12 protein-coding genes are annotated in these 17,863 nt (G+C 72.6%); 9 read left to right on the top strand and 3 right to left on the bottom strand.

Going from position 1 to position 17,863, the window contains the following annotated elements; genetic code table 11:
* Window positions 1-3: 3 nt before the first annotated feature.
* The 4 genes from CIK06_RS15140 (at window position 4) to CIK06_RS15125 (ending at window position 5,457) form a co-directional block, all read left to right on the top strand.
* Complete coding sequence (locus tag CIK06_RS15140; protein WP_232533642.1) at window positions 4-1,488, top strand: endo-1,4-beta-xylanase; 1,485 nt, start codon at window positions 4-6, stop codon at window positions 1,486-1,488.
* A gap of 152 nt (window positions 1,489-1,640) precedes the next feature.
* Window positions 1,641-3,314, top strand: a complete 1,674-nt coding sequence (locus CIK06_RS15135) for a glycoside hydrolase family 27 protein (protein ID WP_095565369.1) — start codon at window positions 1,641-1,643, stop codon at window positions 3,312-3,314.
* Window positions 3,315-3,472: 158 nt separating this feature from the next.
* Window positions 3,473-3,943 carry a MarR family winged helix-turn-helix transcriptional regulator gene (locus tag CIK06_RS15130; protein ID WP_095565368.1) on the top strand — a complete coding sequence of 157 codons (471 nt, stop codon included), beginning with the start codon at window positions 3,473-3,475 and terminating at the stop codon, window positions 3,941-3,943.
* The gene (locus CIK06_RS15125) at window positions 3,940-5,457 is read left to right on the top strand and encodes an MFS transporter (RefSeq protein WP_232533641.1); all 1,518 of its coding nucleotides are present in this window, start codon (window positions 3,940-3,942) and stop codon (window positions 5,455-5,457) included. The genes CIK06_RS15130 and CIK06_RS15125 overlap by 4 nt, the downstream gene beginning before the upstream one ends.
* 122 nt (window positions 5,458-5,579) lie before the next feature.
* Here CIK06_RS15125 and uppS read toward each other — a convergent pair whose 3' ends face one another.
* Both uppS and CIK06_RS15115 read right to left on the bottom strand, forming a co-directional pair.
* Complete coding sequence (uppS, locus tag CIK06_RS15120) at window positions 5,580-6,368, bottom strand: polyprenyl diphosphate synthase (protein ID WP_095565367.1); 789 nt, start codon at window positions 6,366-6,368, stop codon at window positions 5,580-5,582.
* Window positions 6,369-6,382: 14 nt separating this feature from the next.
* The gene (locus CIK06_RS15115) at window positions 6,383-7,180 is read right to left on the bottom strand and encodes an SAM-dependent methyltransferase (protein WP_095565366.1); all 798 of its coding nucleotides are present in this window, start codon (window positions 7,178-7,180) and stop codon (window positions 6,383-6,385) included.
* A gap of 258 nt (window positions 7,181-7,438) precedes the next feature.
* On the opposite strand from CIK06_RS15115, the gene CIK06_RS15110 reads away from it, so the two are divergent.
* Together CIK06_RS15110 and CIK06_RS15105 are read left to right on the top strand one after the other, a co-directional pair.
* Complete coding sequence (locus CIK06_RS15110; RefSeq protein WP_232533640.1) at window positions 7,439-9,466, top strand: potassium transporter Kup; 2,028 nt, start codon at window positions 7,439-7,441, stop codon at window positions 9,464-9,466.
* A 100-nt stretch (window positions 9,467-9,566) separates the two neighbouring features.
* The gene (locus CIK06_RS15105; RefSeq protein ID WP_157756764.1) at window positions 9,567-9,806 is read left to right on the top strand and encodes a hypothetical protein; all 240 of its coding nucleotides are present in this window, start codon (window positions 9,567-9,569) and stop codon (window positions 9,804-9,806) included.
* A 251-nt stretch (window positions 9,807-10,057) separates the two neighbouring features.
* Here CIK06_RS15105 and CIK06_RS15100 read toward each other — a convergent pair whose 3' ends face one another.
* Complete coding sequence (locus tag CIK06_RS15100) at window positions 10,058-10,447, bottom strand: hypothetical protein (RefSeq protein ID WP_095565364.1); 390 nt, start codon at window positions 10,445-10,447, stop codon at window positions 10,058-10,060.
* A 235-nt stretch (window positions 10,448-10,682) separates the two neighbouring features.
* Here CIK06_RS15100 and CIK06_RS15095 point away from each other — a divergent pair, with 235 nt between their 5' ends.
* The 3 genes from CIK06_RS15095 (at window position 10,683) to CIK06_RS29405 (ending at window position 17,770) form a co-directional block, all read left to right on the top strand.
* Window positions 10,683-16,250 carry a pentapeptide repeat-containing protein gene (locus CIK06_RS15095; protein WP_095565363.1) on the top strand — a complete coding sequence of 1,856 codons (5,568 nt, stop codon included), beginning with the start codon at window positions 10,683-10,685 and terminating at the stop codon, window positions 16,248-16,250.
* 102 nt (window positions 16,251-16,352) lie between these two features.
* On the top strand, window positions 16,353-17,027 hold the full coding sequence (locus CIK06_RS29410; RefSeq protein WP_157756763.1) for a hypothetical protein: 675 nt from the start codon (window positions 16,353-16,355) through the stop codon (window positions 17,025-17,027).
* Window positions 17,024-17,770: a class I SAM-dependent methyltransferase gene (locus CIK06_RS29405; protein WP_157756762.1), complete on the top strand. Its 747-nt coding sequence runs from the start codon at window positions 17,024-17,026 to the stop codon at window positions 17,768-17,770. Before CIK06_RS29410 ends, CIK06_RS29405 begins: the two co-directional genes overlap by 4 nt.
* Window positions 17,771-17,863 lie beyond the last annotated feature (93 nt).

Genomic DNA, 17,863 nt, shown 5'->3' with positions numbered 1-17,863 from the left:
TGGATGATGAACGACTCGGCCCCCCCGACCGGCGGATTCGGCCGCCGGCGCTGGATGCGAACGCTGCTGCCCCCGATCGCCGCCGCGACGACCGCCGTCGGCATGACGCTGGTCTTCGCCGGCCAGGCGAGCGCGGCGACCACGCTGGGCGCGGCGGCCGCGCAGACCGGCCGCTACTACGGCGCCGCCGTGGCCGCCAGCAAGCTGTCCAACTCCACCTACGTCGGCATCCTCGACCGGGAATTCAACGCGGTCACTCCCGAGAACGAGATGAAATGGGACGCCACCGAGCCCAACCAGAACCAGTTCAACTACACGAACGCTGACACGATCGTCAGCCACGCCCAGGCGCACGGCCAGCGCGTCCGCGGCCACACGCTCGCCTGGCACTCCCAGCAGCCGGGCTGGGTGCAGAGCCTGTCCGGCACCGCCCTGCGCAACGCCATGGTCAACCACATCACCCAGGTCGCCACCCACTACCGGGGCAAGATCTACGCCTGGGACGTGGTGAACGAGGCGTTCGCCGACGGCAGCAGCGGCGGTCGCCGCGACTCCAACCTGCAGCGCACCGGCAACGACTGGATCGAGGTGGCGTTCCGCACCGCCCGCACCGCGGACCCCAACGCCAAACTCTGCTACAACGACTACAACACCGACGGCGTGAACGCGAAGTCCACCGGCGTCTACAACATGGTGCGCGACTTCAAGTCCCGTGGCGTGCCCATCGACTGCGTCGGCTTCCAGTCGCACCTGACCAACTCCGCACCCGGCGACTACCAGGCCAACCTGCAGCGCTTCGCCGACCTCGGCGTGGACGTGCAGATCACCGAACTCGACATCTCCGGCAGCAACCAGGCCAGCGTGTACGGCCAGGTCACCCGCGCCTGCCTGGCGGTCGCCCGGTGCACCGGCATCACCGTCTGGGGGATCCGGGACAGCGACTCGTGGCGTACCGGCCAGAACCCGCTGCTGTTCGACAACAACGGCAACAAGAAGGCCGCCTACACCGCCGTGCTGGACGCCCTCAACGCCGGTGGCACCACCGCGGCGCCGACCACGGCCGCGCCGACCACCGCGGCGCCCACGACGGCCGCGCCCAGCGGCGCCAAGCACATCCGGGGGACCGGGTCGGGTCGGTGTATCGACGTGCCGAACGGTAGCGGTACGAACGGTGCGCAGGTGCAGTTGTACGACTGCTGGAACACCTCGGGGCAGTTGTGGACGTACACGTCGGGCAAGCAGTTGCAGGTGTTGGGGAACAAGTGCCTGGATGCGTACGGGCAGGGGACTGCCAACGGTACGCAGGTGGTCATCTGGGACTGCAATGGTCAGGCGAACCAGCAGTGGAACGTGAATTCGAACGGTTCGATCAGTGGGGTGCAGTCGGGGCGTTGTCTGGACGCTGTGGGTGCGGGTACGGCGAACGGTACGAAGATCCAGTTGTACGCGTGCAGCGGCGGCAGCAACCAGCAGTGGTCGCTGAGCTGACCGGTACGGCCCGGACCCACCGAATCCCCTCCGACTGAATCCCGTCTGACCCGGCCCCGGTCGGTCGACCCGACGACCGGGGCCGGGTCCGGAACCCCACCCACGACCGAACCGCACGCGCGGCGGCCCGCACGCCGCCGAAGGGAGAAGCGATGAGACGACCTACCGGACGCCGCCGCTGGATGGCCGCGCTCGCCGCCGGCCTGCTCACCACCGGCGCCGCGGTCGGCCTGCACGCCACGGCCGGACAGGCCCTGAACAACGGGGTGGCCCGCACCCCGCCGATGGGCTGGAACAGCTGGAACACGTTCGGCTGCAACATCAGCGAGTCGCTGATCCGGGGGATGGCCGACGCCATCGTCAGCAGCGGCATGCGCGACCTGGGCTACCAGTACGTCGTGGTCGACGACTGCTGGTTCAACCCCAACCGGGACTCCTCGGGCAACCTGCAGGGTGACCCGACCCGGTTCCCCAGCGGCATGAAGGCGCTCGGCGACTACCTGCACGGCAAGGGCCTGAAGTTCGGCATCTACCAGGTGCCGGTGGACAAGACCTGCGCGCAGTACTTCGGCGCCTACCCGGGTGCCACCGGCAGCCAGGGGCACGAGACCCAGGACGCCCGGCAGTTCGCCGCCTGGGGGGTCGACTACCTCAAGTACGACTGGTGTTCGCCGAACGGGACCATCAACGACCAGATCACCACCTTCGCCCGGATGCGTGACGCGCTGGCCGCCACCGGCCGGCCGATCGTCTACAGCATCAACCCCAACAGCATCCACTCGAAGACCGGTCCCCAGCGCAACTGGGGCGACGTGGCCAACATGTGGCGCACCACCGAGGACATCACCAACGCGTGGGACACCGGGCAGACCAACGGCTACCCGATGGGCATCCAGAACATCGTCAACGTCAACGTCCCGCTCGCCTCGTACGCCGGTCCGGGGCAGTTCAACGACCCGGACATGATGGAGATCGGTCGGGGTGGCATGACCGACACCGAGATGCGCAGCCACTTCGCGCTGTGGGCGGTGATGGCCTCGCCGCTGATCGCCGGCAACGACATCCGGTCGATGGACTCGGCGACCCAGACGATCCTCAAGAACAGCCGGCTCATCGCGATCAACCAGGACAGCCTGGCCCGGCAGGCCGTGCAGGTCTCCAACGACGGCACCCGGCGGGTGCTGGCCAAGCCGCTGGCGAACGGGGACGTGGCGGTCGCGCTGTTCAACCAGGGCAGCTCGACGACCACCATCTCGACCACGGCCGCCGCGGTGGGCAAGAGCGGCAGCTCGTTCACCCTGGTGGACGCCTGGAGCGGTGCCAGCTCGTCGAGCACCGGCAGCATCTCGGCGAGCGTCCCCGGCCACGGCACGGTGGTCTACCGGGTCAGTGGCGGCGGCACGACCACCCCGCCGACCACGACGCCGCCCAGCGGCGCCCAGAAGATCGTGGGTGGCCAGTCGGGCCGCTGCGTCGACGTGCCCAACAGCAGTACCACCAACGGCACCCAGGTGCAGTTGTACGACTGCTGGAGCACCTCCGGGCAGAGCTGGACGTACACCTCGGGCAAGCAGCTGCAGGTGTTCGGCAACAAGTGCCTGGACGCCTACAACCAGGGGACCAGCAACGGGACCCAGGTGATCATCTGGGACTGCAACGGGCAGAGCAACCAGCAGTGGAACGTCAACTCCAACGGCACCATCACCGGGGTGCAGTCCGGGCTGTGCCTGGATGCCAACGGCGCGGCCACCGCGAACGGCACGAAGATCATCCTTTGGTCGTGCAGCGGTGCGGCCAACCAGCAGTGGTCGCTGCGCGCCAGTTGACCGCGGGGGCGCGTGCCCCCTCCTGACCCTCCTCGCGCCACCCCCCGCCGCTGGCCGGATCCCGTACCTGGGACCCGGCCAGCGGTGCGCGGCCCGGCTTGGTGTCGGTAGGCAAACTGTGTAGGCTCAACTTATTAGCTGAGCCTAAGGATTTCCGGATGACCTCCCACGAGCTGACCTCGAACGAGCGGCGGGCGGCCGCCACCTCGCCCGCGGCCGCCGCGGCGGCCCGCGACCTGGTGGTGCTGTTCCGCCGGGTGCGGGGCCGGATGCGAGGCGTGGCCACCGGAGGTCTGACGCCGTCGCAGGCGTCGGTGCTGCTGCGCCTGGAGAAGGACGGCGCCTCCTCGACCACCCTGCTCGCGGCGGCCGAGGGGGTCCGGTCGCAGTCCATGACGGCGACCCTGAACGGGCTGCAGGAGCGCGGGCTGATCGAGCGCCGGCCCGATCCGGACGACGGCCGGCGGTACGTCGTGAGCCTCAGCGAGGCCGGCCGGATCCAGGTCGCCGACGATCGCCAGGGCCGCCGGGACTGGCTGGCGCAGACCCTGCACGAACGCCTCACCGCCGAGCAGCTCCGGTTGGTCAACACCGCCCTGGCGCTGGTGGGCGAGGCGATCGAGCAGTGACCCGGCCGCCGCGCTCCGGCCCGGCGCGGACCCGGCCGGTCGGGCACCGGACCGCCGGGGAGCCCGCGGCCGGGGACCGGGCCGCCGGGGAGCCCGCGGCCGGGGACCGGACCCACCGGCGGGAGCCGGGCGGCGACGGACCGGCCGCGGCGTTCGACGGCCGGCTGATCGCGCCGATGATCCTGGGCGCCATCCTGAACCCGATCAACTCCTCGATCATCGCCGTCTCGCTGGTGCCGATCGGCGCGGCCTTCGGCGCCCCCGCCGCCCAGACCGCCTGGCTGGTCTCCGCGCTCTACCTGGCCACCGCGATCGGGCAGCCCGTGGTGGGCCGGCTGGTCGACCTGTTCGGCCCGCGGCGGCTGTTCCTGGCCGGCGCGGCCCTGGCCGGCGTCGCCGGGGTGCTCGGCACGGTCGCCCCCAACCTGCCCACCCTGGTCGTCGCCCGGGTGATCCTCGGCTTCGGCACCTGTGCCGGCTATCCGGCCGCGATGTCGCTGATCCGCAGCAAGTCCCGGCGTACCGGGTTGCGCAGTCCCGGCGGGATCCTGACCGTCCTGGCCGTGTCCAGCCAGACGACCGTCGTGGTCGGGCCCGCCCTGGGCGGACTGCTGATCGGCCTGGGCGGCTGGCGCACCACCTTCGCCGTCAACATTCCGCTGGCGCTGGCCGGCCTCGTCGTCGGCGCCCGCCGGCTGCCCGCCGGACCGGCGCCCACGACGGCCGCCGACCGGCGGCGGATGTCGCTGGACTACCCGGGCATGCTGCTGTTCGCCGCCACCCTGGTGGCACTGCTGCTGTTCCTGATGAACCCACGCGTCGACCAGTTGTACCTGGTCGCCGCCGGCGGGGCGGCGGCCGCGGCGCTGACCTGGTGGGAACTGCGCACCGCCGATCCGTTCCTCGACCTGCGCCTGCTGGGCGGCAACCTTCCGCTGCTGGCCACCTACGGCCGCACGCTGCTGGCGATGACGGTCTCCTACGCCTTCCTGTACGGCTACCCGCAGTGGATGGAGGACAGCCACCGGCTCAGCCCCACCGAGGCGGGACTGTTGCTGATGCCGATGTCGCTGGTCGGGATCCTGGTCTCCAGCACCACCGGGCGCCGTCCGGAACTGCGCCGCAAGCTGCTCGTCGGCGGCGTGGCCCAACTCGGCGGGTGCCTGCTGCTGCTCACGCTGACCGGCCACACCGCCGGCTGGCTGCTGGTCGGCCTCGCGGTGGTGTTCGGCATCCCGCAGGGGCTCAACGGCCTGGCCAACCAGAACGCCCTCTACCACCAGGCCGACGAGGCGCGGCTGGCCTCGTCCTCGGGCCTGTTGCGGACCTTCACCTACCTCGGCGCGATGGTGGCCTCGGCGCTCAGCGGCGCCTTCTTCGGCGCCACCGCCGACACCTCCGGCCTGCACCACATCGGCGCCGCTCTGGCGCTCGGCACCGCGGCGCTGCTCGCGCTCACCGCCGTCGACCGGTCCCTGGCCCGGATCGGGCGGCCCGCGACCGCCGCCGGGTGATCCCTGCGCTCCGCCGGCGACTGAGCGTGTGCGCCGCCGGCGGGTGGGCCCTGTGCGCCGCCGGCGGGTGGGCCCTGTGCGCCGCCGGCGGGTGGGCCCTGTGCGCCGCCGGCGCGGTGGGCTCACCCGCCGGACCGGCGGTCCCGCGCGGCGTAGCTGCGCAGGGCGCGCAGCAGGTCGATCTCCCGGAAGGCGGGCCAGTACGCCTCGCAGAAGTACAGCTCGGCGTACGCGCCCTGCCAGAGCAGGAAGTTGGACATCCGCTGCTCACCGCTGGTCCGGATGATCAGGTCCGGGTCGGGCCGGCCGGCGGTGCCCAGATGCCGCGCGATGTCCTCCACGCTCAGCGTGCTGGCCACCTCGCCGAGGTCCTCGCCGGCGTCGGCCCGCTCGGCCAGCAACTGACGGAGGGCCTCGACGACCTCCTGCCGGCCGCCGTAGCCGATCGCCAGGGTGAGCTGCGCCCCGCTCGCGCAGTCCCGGGTGGCCTCCACGGCGCGCTTGAGCGCGTGCGCGGTGCTGTCCGGCAGGACGCCCGGGTCGCCGACGACGTGCAGCCGCCACCGCGCCGCGGGGCGGGCCAGGGTGTCCGCGACGACCTGTTCCAGCAGGCGCATGAGGTGCGCGATCTCCGTCGCGTCCCGCCGGCGCAGGTTCTCTGTCGAGCAGACGAACAGGCTCACGTGCCGGATGCCGAGTTGCTGGCACCAGGACAGCAGCTTCTCGACCCGTTCCGCGCCGGCACGGTGGCCGAGGCCGGGGTTGGCCAGGCCGGCGTGCCGCGCCCACCGGCGGTTGCCGTCGAGGATCACCCCGATGTGCCGTGGCAGGTGCTCCGGCGGCAGCCGCCGGCGCAGCCGGCGCGCGTAGAGGGCGTAGCCGAGCCGCCGGACGGGTTCGATGAGCTGCATGATCGCCTCCGCGGTCAGTCCTTGAGCGCGACGCCCCCGTACATGTAGACCTGGTTGTCGTCCACGTCCGGGACGCCGCCGTCGGGGCGCCACCGGTTGACCAGCGTCACCCCGGGCTCGACCAGGCGCAGCGGCTGGAACAGCGCCTCGACCTCGTCCCGGGTGCGGGCCTTCGCCGGGATGCCGCTGGAGTTGTACGTGGCGACGGTGCGGCCGGCGTTGTCCGGCAGGCTGTCGACGGTGACGGCCGAGACGGCCAGCGCGCTGCCGGTGGGCAGCGCCGCCACCAGTTCCCGGATCACCCGGCGGGCCTCGTCCTCGTCGGTGAGGTGTTGCAGCACGGCGATCAGGGTGACCGCGACCGGCTGGTCGAAATCGAGCGTCGCGCGTACCTCGGCGGAGTCCAGGATCGACGCGGGCCGGCGCAGGTCGGCGTCGAGGTAGGTGGTGCGTCCCTCGGGCGAGCTGGTCAGCAGCGCGCGGGCGTGCACCAGCACGATCGGGTCGTTGTCCACGTACACCACGCGGGACCGCGGGTCGACGCCCTGCACGACCTCGTGCAGGTTGGGCGAGGTGGGCAGTCCGGTGCCGACGTCGAGGAACTGCCGGATGCCGCGTTCGGCGGCGAGGTAGGTGGCGGCCCGCTGCATGAACCGCCGGTTGGCCCGCATGGACACCGGCAGCGCGGGTGTGCTCTCGATCATTCTCGCCGCCGCGGCGCGGTCGGCCTCGAAGTTGTCCTTGCCGCCGAGCAGGTAGTCGTAGACCCGCGCCGAGTGCGCGACGTCGGTGCGGAGGTCAACCTTGGCCATGCGGCGTCCTTTCCGGATCGGAGCCGGGAAACCCGGGCGAGTGGACACTGTATCCGTCCGCCCCGCGATCGCGGGCGGGCCGTCGCGTGCCGCCGCGCACGGCGGCGGCCGCCGCCGTGGGGTGGACATCGCGAGGGTGCCGCCCCAACCGTCCACCGCGGCGCCGGCCGCCGGGCCGGAGCAACCTCGGCGGCCCGGGTAGCGCCGTTCCTGGCCGTTGGCACCGCGCGGACGGGCCGGGATTGGTATGCCTGTGGGGTGTCGGAAGGCGGGGGTGACCGGCGGCGGCTGCCGGACGGGGACGCGGGGCGGGACGCCCGTGACCTGGGCGAGGAGCCGCAGGACGGCGTGGGCCTGAACGAGGAACCGCCGGCGGGTGCCCGGCCGGCTCCGGCCCGGGGTCGGGCGCCGGCCGGTCGTGCCGTGCTGGTGGGTGCGTTGGGCGTGGTGTACGGCGACATCGGCACCAGCCCGCTGTACGCGATGCGGACGGTCTTCTCGATCGACGGCGGTGCCGTCCATCCCACCACCGCCGACGTGTTCGGCGTGGTGTCGCTGGTCTTCTGGTCGATCACCCTGATCGTCTCGATCAAGTACGTGACCTTCGTGCTGCGCGCCGACAACGACGGGGAGGGCGGCGTGATGGCGCTGGCCGCCCTGGCCCGGCAGGCGCTGCACGCCGGTCGGGCCGGCCGGGCGGCCGCGCTGCTGGCGCTGGGGGCGCTCGGTGCCGCCCTGTTCTACGGCGACAGCGTGATCACCCCGGCGATCTCGGTGCTGTCCGCGGTCGAAGGGCTGGAGGTCACCTCGCCGGCGCTGGCGGAGTTCGTCCTGCTGATCGCGGCGACGATCCTGGCGTTGCTGTTCGCGGGCCAGCGCTGGGGCACCGGTCGGGTCGGCACGGTGTTCGGGCCGGTCATGCTGGTCTGGTTCGGCTGCATCGGGCTGGCCGGCGCGGCCGAGGTGATCCGGCACCCGGGCATCCTGGCCGGGCTGTCGCCCACGTACGCGGCCCGGTTCGTGGTCGACCACCCGCTCATCGCGTTCCTGGCCACCAGCGCGGTGGTGCTGGCGGTCACCGGCGCCGAGGCGCTCTACGCGGACGTGGGCCACTTCGGCCGCGGCCCGATCCGGCGGTCCTGGTTCGCGATCGTGTTTCCCGCCCTGACGCTGAACTACCTCGGCCAGGCCGCGCTGATCATCGGCGCCCCGGACAGCCGGGTCAACCCGTTCTTCCTGCTGCTGCCGGGCTGGGCCCGGCTGCCCATGGTGGTGCTGGCGACCGTCGCCACGGTGATCGCGTCCCAGGCGGTGATCGCCGGGGCGTTCTCGATGTCCCGGCAGGCCATGCGGTTGGGCTTCCTGCCCTACCTGCGGGTCCGGCAGACCTCCCGGCAGGAGTACGGCCAGATCTACCTGCCCGGGGTCAACTGGTGCCTGTTCGCCGCCGTCCTGGTGGTGGTGCTGGCGTTCCAGTCCTCGATCCGGCTGGCCGCCGCGTACGGCGTGGCGGTCACCGGCACCTTCCTGATCACCACGGCGCTGTTCCTGATCCTGGCCCGCGACCTGTGGCGCTGGGACGGTTGGCGGGTCGCGCTGTTCGCGGTCGTCTTCGGCAGCCTGGAGGCGACCTTCTTCGCGGCGAGCCTCACCAAGGTCACCCACGGCGGCTGGCTGACGCTGCTGATCGCGGCGGCCCTGTTCATCGCCATGCTGACCTGGCGGCGCGGGCGCGAACTCGTCACCGCCCGGCGGGTCGAGAAGGAGGGGCCGCTGCGGGACTTCATCGACGGGCTGCGCGCCGCGGACATCCCGCAGGTGCCCGGAGTCGCGGTGTTCCCGCACCCGAACAAGGAGACCACGCCGCTGGCGCTGCGGGCGAACGTCGCACACAACCAGGTCCGGCACCGGCGCATCGTGATCATCAGCGGCCGGACGGCGAACGTTCCGCACATTCCCTGGGAGTCCCGGCTGACCATCGACGGCCTGGGCGATCCGCACGACGGGATCATCCACATCACCGCCGTTTTCGGCTTTCAGGACGCCACGGACTTCCCCGAGGCGCTGCGCCGTGCCGCCGGCCACCCCGGCGCCGAGGGACTGGAGTTGGACCGCGTGTCCTACTTCGTCTCCCGGATCAGCCTGCGCCGCACCCGCGATCCGGGTCTGGCGGCGTGGCGGAAGCGGCTGTTCATCGCCCTCGCGCACGGCGCCGCCAGCCAGGTCGAGTTTCTCCAGCTTCCCGACGAGCGGACGATCGTGCTCAGCGCCGAGGTCCCGGTCTGAGCCGGCCGGCGCGGGCGGTCGAGGCCGTTCGCCGAGTCCGTCCTGGAGAGTGGGGAAAGCGACCCTATTTGCCGGGCGGTGATCGGCGTATCGTCATGGTGTGTCTCAACGGAGCCTCCGCCGGGTCCGGTTGGTGGCCGCGCTGACCGGGATCAGCGTTGTGGCCTCGATCGCGATGGTGGCCGGGGTCTGGGGCGGCCGCACCTGGGCCCGCGGTTCGTTCGCCACCATGTGCGTGGTCACCGGGTTGGTCGCGGTGGCCGGCGGCCTCGCCCTGGCGCCGTTGTTGACCCGCCCGATCCACCGCGACGACCGCCGCTGGCCCGTCCGGCGGCGCTGAGCCGCAGACGCCGAGCCGCTGGCGCCGAGCCGCTGGCGCCGAGCCGGCGGCGCCGAGCCGGCGGCGCCGAGCCGGCGGCGCCGAGCCGCCGGCGCCGAGCCGCCGACCGGCGAGATCGCGGCCCGTGGAGCGCGGGCGTTTTGCGAATTGGTTGCCTTTTTGGATTTTGCCGCCGGTGGTGCGTCAACTCCCTCCCGGCGCCGGTCGGTCGGCGCCGGCTCCGGTCGGTCGGCCGCGTCCGGGGCGCCCGGTCAGGGAGCGCGACCGTCGTTGGCGCGCCTGCCGAGATGTCGCCCGAGCAGCACGCCGGCGGTGGCCAGTCCGGTGCCTCCGGAGGCGATGAAGATCAAGTTCATGATCTGGTCGGCGCTCAGGCCGGCCCACTTGGACATCCAGATGATCACGACGATCGGCAGCAGTCCGGCGGCGGTGCAGACGACGGCCATCGCGACCTGGTGCCAGCGCAGCCGGATGTACAGCCGGTTTCTCGCCTCGTCGTCGGTGGCGCGGCGCAGGTGGTGGTCCCGGAATTCCAGTTCGCTGCGGGGCGGACTGAGGTCGTACGGGCTCAGCCGGTCGTCGCCGCCGGGCCGGCGGCCGGGCGGTTCCTGGTCGTTGCTGCTGGTCGCCGGAGCGCCCACTGGACCCTCCTCCCGGTTGCTGGAGGGTTGCTCTCTAGTGGAGCAACACCCCCAGGCTACGACGGCCCTGACCGTCGCACAACGTGACTGCGAGAGCGCCTTCGCGTGTTGAGGTGTGCGGGGAAGCGGCGCGACCTCCTCCGTTCGGTAGGTGCCAACCTCCAGACGGTTGCTCCCATATAGAGCAGAGGGGTCGTATGCTGAGGGAGTCTGCTGTGGAGGAGGTGTTGGTGTCATGGCCAGGCCCGAACTGACGAAGATCGTCGCCACCCGGATCCGCCGCCTCCGCGACGAACGCCACTGGTCCGCCCGGCAGTTGGCGCAGCGGTGTGCGGAACTGGACATGCCGTCGCTGAGCCGGAGCACGATCGCCAAGATCGAGGCGGGCCTGCGCGGCATCGACGTCGAGGAACTGCACGTGCTGGCCCTGGCCCTCGGGGTCACCTTCGACCAGCTCACCGCCGACACCTCGGTCACCGTGCTGCACCTGTCCGGGCTGCGGTTCGCGCCCGGCCAGGCGTTCGGTGCCCCGGTCCGGGACGGCTTCCACGACCACGTCCTGCGTACCCTCTGCGCGGATCTCGACCTGCTGGCCCAGGGACTGCCGGGCGCCCGTCCGGATCTGGTGGTGGTCAGCGGAGACCTCGCGGTCACCGGCCGGCCCCGCGAGTTCGATCTGGTCAAGACATTCCTGGAGGGACTCGCCGAGCACCTGGGCATCGGCTTCGGGCGGATGGCCGTCGTGCCGGGGGAGCACGACGTCAACGAGGCGGCGGCCCGGGCGTACCTGGCACAGTGCGAGGCCGACGACGTCGCGCCGGTGAAGCCGTACTGGCACAACTGGCGGCACTTCGCCACCCTGCTGGATGCCTGGCCCGAGGACCGGCACCAGGACCGGATGCAGAAGGAACACCCGTGGAGCCTGTTCGAGGTGCCCGACCTGCGGGTGGTCGTCGCCGGGCTCAACTCCACGATCGACGCCGACCCGGACTCCGCCGGCGGGCCGCGGGCCGGGCGGATCGGTCCGGAGCAGGCCGGGCGGCTGGCGGAGTCGCTGGCCGGGTACGAGGAACGCGGCTGGCTGCGGATCGGCCTGCTGCACCACGATCCACACCGGCGCGCCGGGCGGGCCGCCGACCGGCTGGCCGACGCCGAACTGCTCGACGAACAGCTCGGCCCGCGGCTGAACCTGCTGCTGCACGGCAACGGCGACGAGAAGTCGGCGGCCGGCGGCCGGCTGGCCTCCGGGCTGCGTACGGTGGGGCTCGGTGCCCTCTCCGGCCCCGACACGGCCAGCCGCTACCAGTTGCTGCGGCTGACCGAGGACGGCCTGGTCCGGCTCGGCCGCAGGTTCGACAGGGAGCGGCAGCGGTGGTCGGCCGACCCGGCCGACCTCGCCGAGCCGCCCCGCTGGTCGGAAGCCGTCACGGTGCCCTGGCGGGCGGCCGACGGCACGTTCCCGGTGTCCTCGGCCCACCGGGTGACCGCCCGTGCCGAGGACGGCTGGGAGCGGGCCGGCGCGGACTGGGACCAGCTCGACTCCCGGCGCCTGCTGCTGGACCAGATCGCCGACGTCTGCCTCGCCCGGCACCCCGGCGCGGTGGTGCAGCGGATCAAGGGCGCCTCGCCGTACCTGCGGGTGACCTACGCCGACGCCGGGCGGATCCGGCAGGTACGGATCGGCGCGTGCGTGCGGACGGTGATCCAGCAGGACGTGGACACCTTTCTGGAGCAGGTGCACGGCGCCGACCCCGACGTCGAGTCCGAACTGGTCTACCAGGGCGTCGAGCCGGCCAAGGCGCTGCGCGACTACGCCCGCCGGCGCAAGGTGCGGCTGCGCAGCTTCCGCCAGTTCCAGGGGCTGCTCGACCTCACCGGCTACCTGCGGGCCCAGGCCGAGACGCTGCTGGCCGACCCCCGCTACCCGCCCGAGGGGTACGTCCCGCAGCGGTTCGTGGACAAGACCCACGCGGCGGGGCGGCAGCGCGGGGAGCCGGAGGAGACCCGCCCGGACGTCGTCGGGGAACTGCTGGACCTGGTCGGCGGCGACGAGGGCCGGTTCATCCTGCTGCTGGGCGACTTCGGCCGGGGCAAGACCTTCGCGCTGCGCGAGCTGACCCGGCGCATCGCCGAGGACCTGCCGCACGTGCTGCCGATCCTGATCGACCTGCGCGCCTCGGACAAGGCGAACACCCTGGAGGGGCACGTCGCGGCGCACCTGGCCAACCACGGGCACGACCGGATCGACCTGTCCGCATTCCGGTACATGCTCGACCACGGCCGGATCGTGCTGATCTTCGACGGGTTCGACGAGCTGGTGGCCCGGGCGACCTACGCCCGCGCGGCGGACCACCTCGGCACCCTGCTGACGGCGGCCCGGGGCCAGGCGAAGATCATCGTGGCGAGCCGGACCCAGCACTTCGCCGCGCACTCGCAGGTCGCCACCGCGATGGAGGCCCAGATCGATCACCTGCCGCAGCGGCGCGTGCTGAGCCTGGCGCAGCTGTCCGGCGAGCAGATCCGGACCCTGCTGGTCCGCCGGTTCGGCGGGCAGGTCGCGGAGGTCGACCGGCGGCTGGAACTGCTGACCAGCATCCCCGGCCTGATGACGCTGGCCACCAACCCCCGGATGCTGGGCTTCATCGCGGACCTGCCGACCGACCGGCTGCGCGCGGTCTCCGCGGCCAGCGGCACGATCAGCCCGGCCCGGCTGTACGAGGAGATCATCAACGCCTGGCTCGGCTACGAGGGCGACCGGACCCAGGACATCCGGGGCGTCCCGGTCGGGCTCGCCGCCCGGGACCTGTTCGAGGCGGTCACCGCGCTGGCCCTGCGGCTGTGGGAGCGCGGCGAGGCGCTGATGCGGGTCGAGGAGATCCAGGACCTGGCCGGCACGCTGACCGATCTGGCCGACCGGCACCTGTCCGCCGAGCAGATCACCCACGCGATCGGTGCCGGCAGCCTGCTCATCCGCACCGACGACGGCGTCTTCAGCTTCATCCACGACTCGGTCACCGAGTGGCTGGTCGCCCGGCACCTGGCCGACGACCTGGCCGCCGGGCACGGCAAGCGGCACGCCGACCGGTTGCACGCGCACCCGCTCAGCCAGCTGACCATCGACTTCCTCTGCGACCTGGCCGAGCCGTCGGTCTGCCGGAGCTGGGCGAACGCCGTACTGAACGACCCGGACGCCGCCCCGGCGGCCCGGACGAACGCCGGCCGGATCATCACCCGGTTCAGCACCTCGGCCGGACTGAGCCTGCGGTCGGCGCTGCTCAGCGGCCTGCACCTGACCGAGCGCTCGTGGCCGGGCGCGGACCTCACCGGCGCCGACCTGACCGGCGCCCGGCTGACCGACATGATGCTGGCCAACGTCACGCTGCGCGGCGCCCGGCTGACCGGGGTGGCCATCGAGGACACCGACCTGTCCGGGGCCGACCTGTCCGGCACCGACCTGCGCGGCGCCCGGCTGGTCGGCTGCAGCCTCGCCCGGGCCGACCTGACCGGCGCCGACCTGACCGATGCGCGCATCCTCACCACCGACCTGACCGACGCGGTGCTGACCGACGTGCGGTGGCGGCGCGCGGCGGTGGTGTCCGGGTCGGCCACCCCGGCCACCGTCGACGGGCTGCGCCGCGCCGGCGCGGTGGTGCTGCCCGGCAGCCCGCTGACCACCGCCGTACGGCCGGTCGCGCTGGGCGTGAAGTTCGGCTTCGAGGAGGGCCGGCTGCCCCGCCCGGTCGGGTACGACTCCGAGGGAGCGCTGCTGGCCATCGGCTGCGAGGACGGCTCGGTGCTGATCTGCGACGCCCGGGACAACCGGCCGCTGCGGACGCTGGCCGGGCACGGCTGGCGGACGTACTCGGTGAACTTCAGCCCCCGGGAGCCGCTGCTGGCCACCGGCGCCCAGGACGGCGTCGTCCGGATCTGGGACGCGACGACCGGCGAGTGCCGGCACACGCTGTCCGGACACCGGGACTGGGTGTGGCCGATGCTGTTCAACCGCACCGGCACGCTGCTGGCGACCGGCGACCGGGACGGGGTGGTCCGGGTCTGGGACGTCGCGACCGGGCAACTGCGGTGGGAACTGCCCGAGCACCGGGCTCCGGTGTGGACCGCCTCGTTCAACCCGGACGACTCCCTGCTCGCCACCGGCGACGACGGGGCGACGGTGCGGCTGTGGGACCTGGACACCGGTCGGCTGCACCAGCACGTCGAGTCGGAGGAGAAGCTCGCCTACTGGCTGCGGCACGACCCGACCGGCAACCAGCTGGTCGGCGCCGCGGAGGACGGGACGCTGCGGCTCTGGGACGCCCGGACCGGCCGGCTGCGGCACCGGCTGACCGGGCACGAGGGGGCGGTCTACACCTTCGACTTCCACCCGGCCGGCCGGCACCTGATCAGCGCCGACGTCACCGGATCGGTACGCCGCTGGGACCTGCCGGCGGACGGCGCCGACCCGGTGGGCCGGGAACTGGGCCGGCACCGGGGCGCGGTCTACCGGGTCGCGTTCAGCCCGCGCGGCAAGGTGTTCGCCACCGGCGACAGCGACGGCTGGGTGAAGGTGTGGGACGACGAGACCTGCGAGGTCAACCACGAACTGGACCGCCACTTCGCGTCGGTGTGGCCGATCACCTTCCGCCCGGACGGCGAGCGCCTCATCAGCAGCAGCAACGACTTCACCAGCCGGGTGTGGAACACCCGCACCGGCGAGTCGGTGGCGGTGCTGCGCGGGCACGGCCGGCAGATGCGGGCGGTCGCCTTCAACCGGGACGGATCGCTCCTGGCCACCAGCAGCAACGACGGGCTGGTCCGGCTCTGGGATCCGGTCACCGCGGAGTGCCGGCAGGTGCTGGCCTCCAACCGGATGGACCGGCTGGTCTCGGTGGCCTTCGGCGCCGAGCCGAACCTGCTGGCCACCGCGAGCAACGACGGGCGGGTCTACCTCTGGGACACGGCCACCGGAGTCGAGGGCCGGCAGCTGGAGGTCTCCACCGACGCGGTCTGGGCGATGACGTTCAGCCCGGACGGCGAGCACCTGGCGGTGGCCAACGACGACGACTCGGTGCAACTGCTGATCCGGACCACCGGCCGCACGGTCGACTGGCTGCGCGGCTTCGGCGGCCGGGTCCGGGCCCTGGCGTTCAGTCCGGACAGTTCCACCCTGGCCACCGGATCGGACGACCACCTGGTCCGGCTGCACGACCTGACGACCAACAGGGTCTGGCCGCTGCCGGCGACGCACGGCGGACGGATCTACTCCCTGGCCTACCGTGCGGACGGCCGGATGCTCGCCTCCACCGGCGTCGACGGCTCGGTCGTCCTCTGGGATCCGCGGGAGCGGACCAGACTGCGCACGCTGCGGTCCGGGCACGGCAAGCTGTGGACGGTGGCCTTCCACCCCGGCGGCCGGCTGCTCGCCTCCGCCGGTGACGACGACGTGCTGGACATCTGGGACGTGCGCACCGGGGAGCGGGTGGACAGACTGTCCGGGCACAGCCGCCGCATCTGGTCGGTCTCCTTCAGCCCGAGCGGAGACCTGCTGGCCAGCGCGAGCACCGACGGCACGGTCCGGCTGTGGCAGCTGGCGCCGGACGGTACCGGCCGGCACCGCTGCACCCTGCTGGGTCTGCCCGAGCGGACCTGGGCGTCGTTCACACCCAGCGGGCGGCACAAGTCCGACGGCCCGGTCTCGGCCGACTTCTGGCACGTCGCCGGCATGTGCCGGTTCGACATCGGCGAACTCGACCCGTACCTGGCCGACGTCGGCCGGGTACCCATCGGGACGCCTCTGCACGACTGAACCAGCCGCGCCCGGGTAGCTTCCATCTCCCGGGCGCACCGTGCGTGAGTACGGATGAATCGTGAATCACCCTGTGCTTTCTTGTTCGAGGAGATGACCGTCATGACCTATCCGATGCTGGCGCGGGCGATCCGCTCGGGATCCCCCGAGCAGGTCGCCGACCTGGTCCGCACCTGCTGGCTCGATCCGATCGCCAACGGCGGGTCGGACCTGCGGGCCGTACACCACCCGCTCGGCTTCACCTGCCTGCCGGTGCTGCGGGACGGCGCGCAGGGGATCTGCGTGCACCTGTTCGGCGAGCGGCGTACGCCGGTACGGCTGTCCGTGTCGCCGTTCCACTGCCACAGCTGGGACCTGCTCAGCCACATCCTGTACGGCGAGGTCGGCAACCAGAACGTGACGGTCGTGCCGGGGAACACGTACCGGGTCTTCGACACCCGGACCACCGCGACCGGCGACCGGCTGGTGCCCACCGACGACACCGTGGACGCCACCGCGGGCGAGCCCGAGTACTGGGCCGCCGGCGAGGCGTACGAGCTGACCGCGGGGCGGTTCCACGCCTCGACCGTGCGCAGCGCCGCTCCCGCGGCCACCGTCGTGCTCGGGCTGCACCATCCGGGCCGGCCGGACCTGACCCTGGGCGGTCTGGGTACGCCCGCACACCGGCTGACCCGCCGGCTCTATGCCCGTACCGAGACGGTCCTGCTGGCCCGGACCGTGCTGGACCGGCTGGCCGTCGGCGCCGCCGCGTCGCTGGTGCCGGCCGGCCGGCCGTGACCGGCGCCGCGGCGGCGGCCCGCGAGGCGAACCGCCGCTGCTACCACCAGGCCGACACGACCCTGCAGTACGTCGACAGCCCGTACCACGCGCTGCGCCGGCAGCTCATCGGCGAGGCGCTGGTCGAGGCCCTGGACGGCGTCGATGTCGGGACGCCCGCGCGCGGGGCGCTGCTGGAGTTGGGCTGCGGCGCGCGGAGCATCTTCGACAGCGTGGGTGACCTGGGTCGGACCACGGTGGTGGCCGACCTGTCCTGGTCGGCCCTGTCCGAGCTGAAGGCGGAGCGGCACCGGTTGCTCCGGCTGGACGCAAGCGGGCCGCTGCCGCTGGCCGACCGGTCGGTCGCCGGGGTGGTGGCGGCCGAGCTGATCGAGCATCTCTACCATCCGGGTGACCTGCTGGCCGAGATCGCCCGGGTACTGCGGCCCGGCGGCGTGCTGGTGCTCAGCACGCCGAACCTGGCCACCGTGCAGGACCGGGTCCGGTTCCTGTTCGGACGCTCGCCCCGGCAGGTCGATCCGCTGCACGCGTACCTGTACCTGCACATCCGTCCGTTCACCGCCGAGATGCTCCGCCGGATGCTGCACGCGGCCGGCTTCGTCGACGTGCAGGTGCGGTCGAACTACGTGAGCGTCCCGGCGGGCCGGGGTCGTTGGCTGCACTCCCGGCTGCTGGCCCGGATGTTCCCCGGGCTGGGCGGCTCGCTCGTGGTCGACGCGCGCACACCGGCCGACTCCGGCTGAGCACCACCCACCGTGGACGTACGGTCGCCGGCCACGGTTCACCATCCGCGTACCAGCCATCGTCGTCAATACGGAATGGCACTCACCAGACGG

This window comes from Plantactinospora sp. KBS50, from assembly GCF_002285795.1.
GTDB lineage: Bacteria > Actinomycetota > Actinomycetes > Mycobacteriales > Micromonosporaceae > KBS50.
Note: the sequence above shows the minus strand (reverse complement) of the source record. Positions and strands in the feature narration are given on the sequence as shown.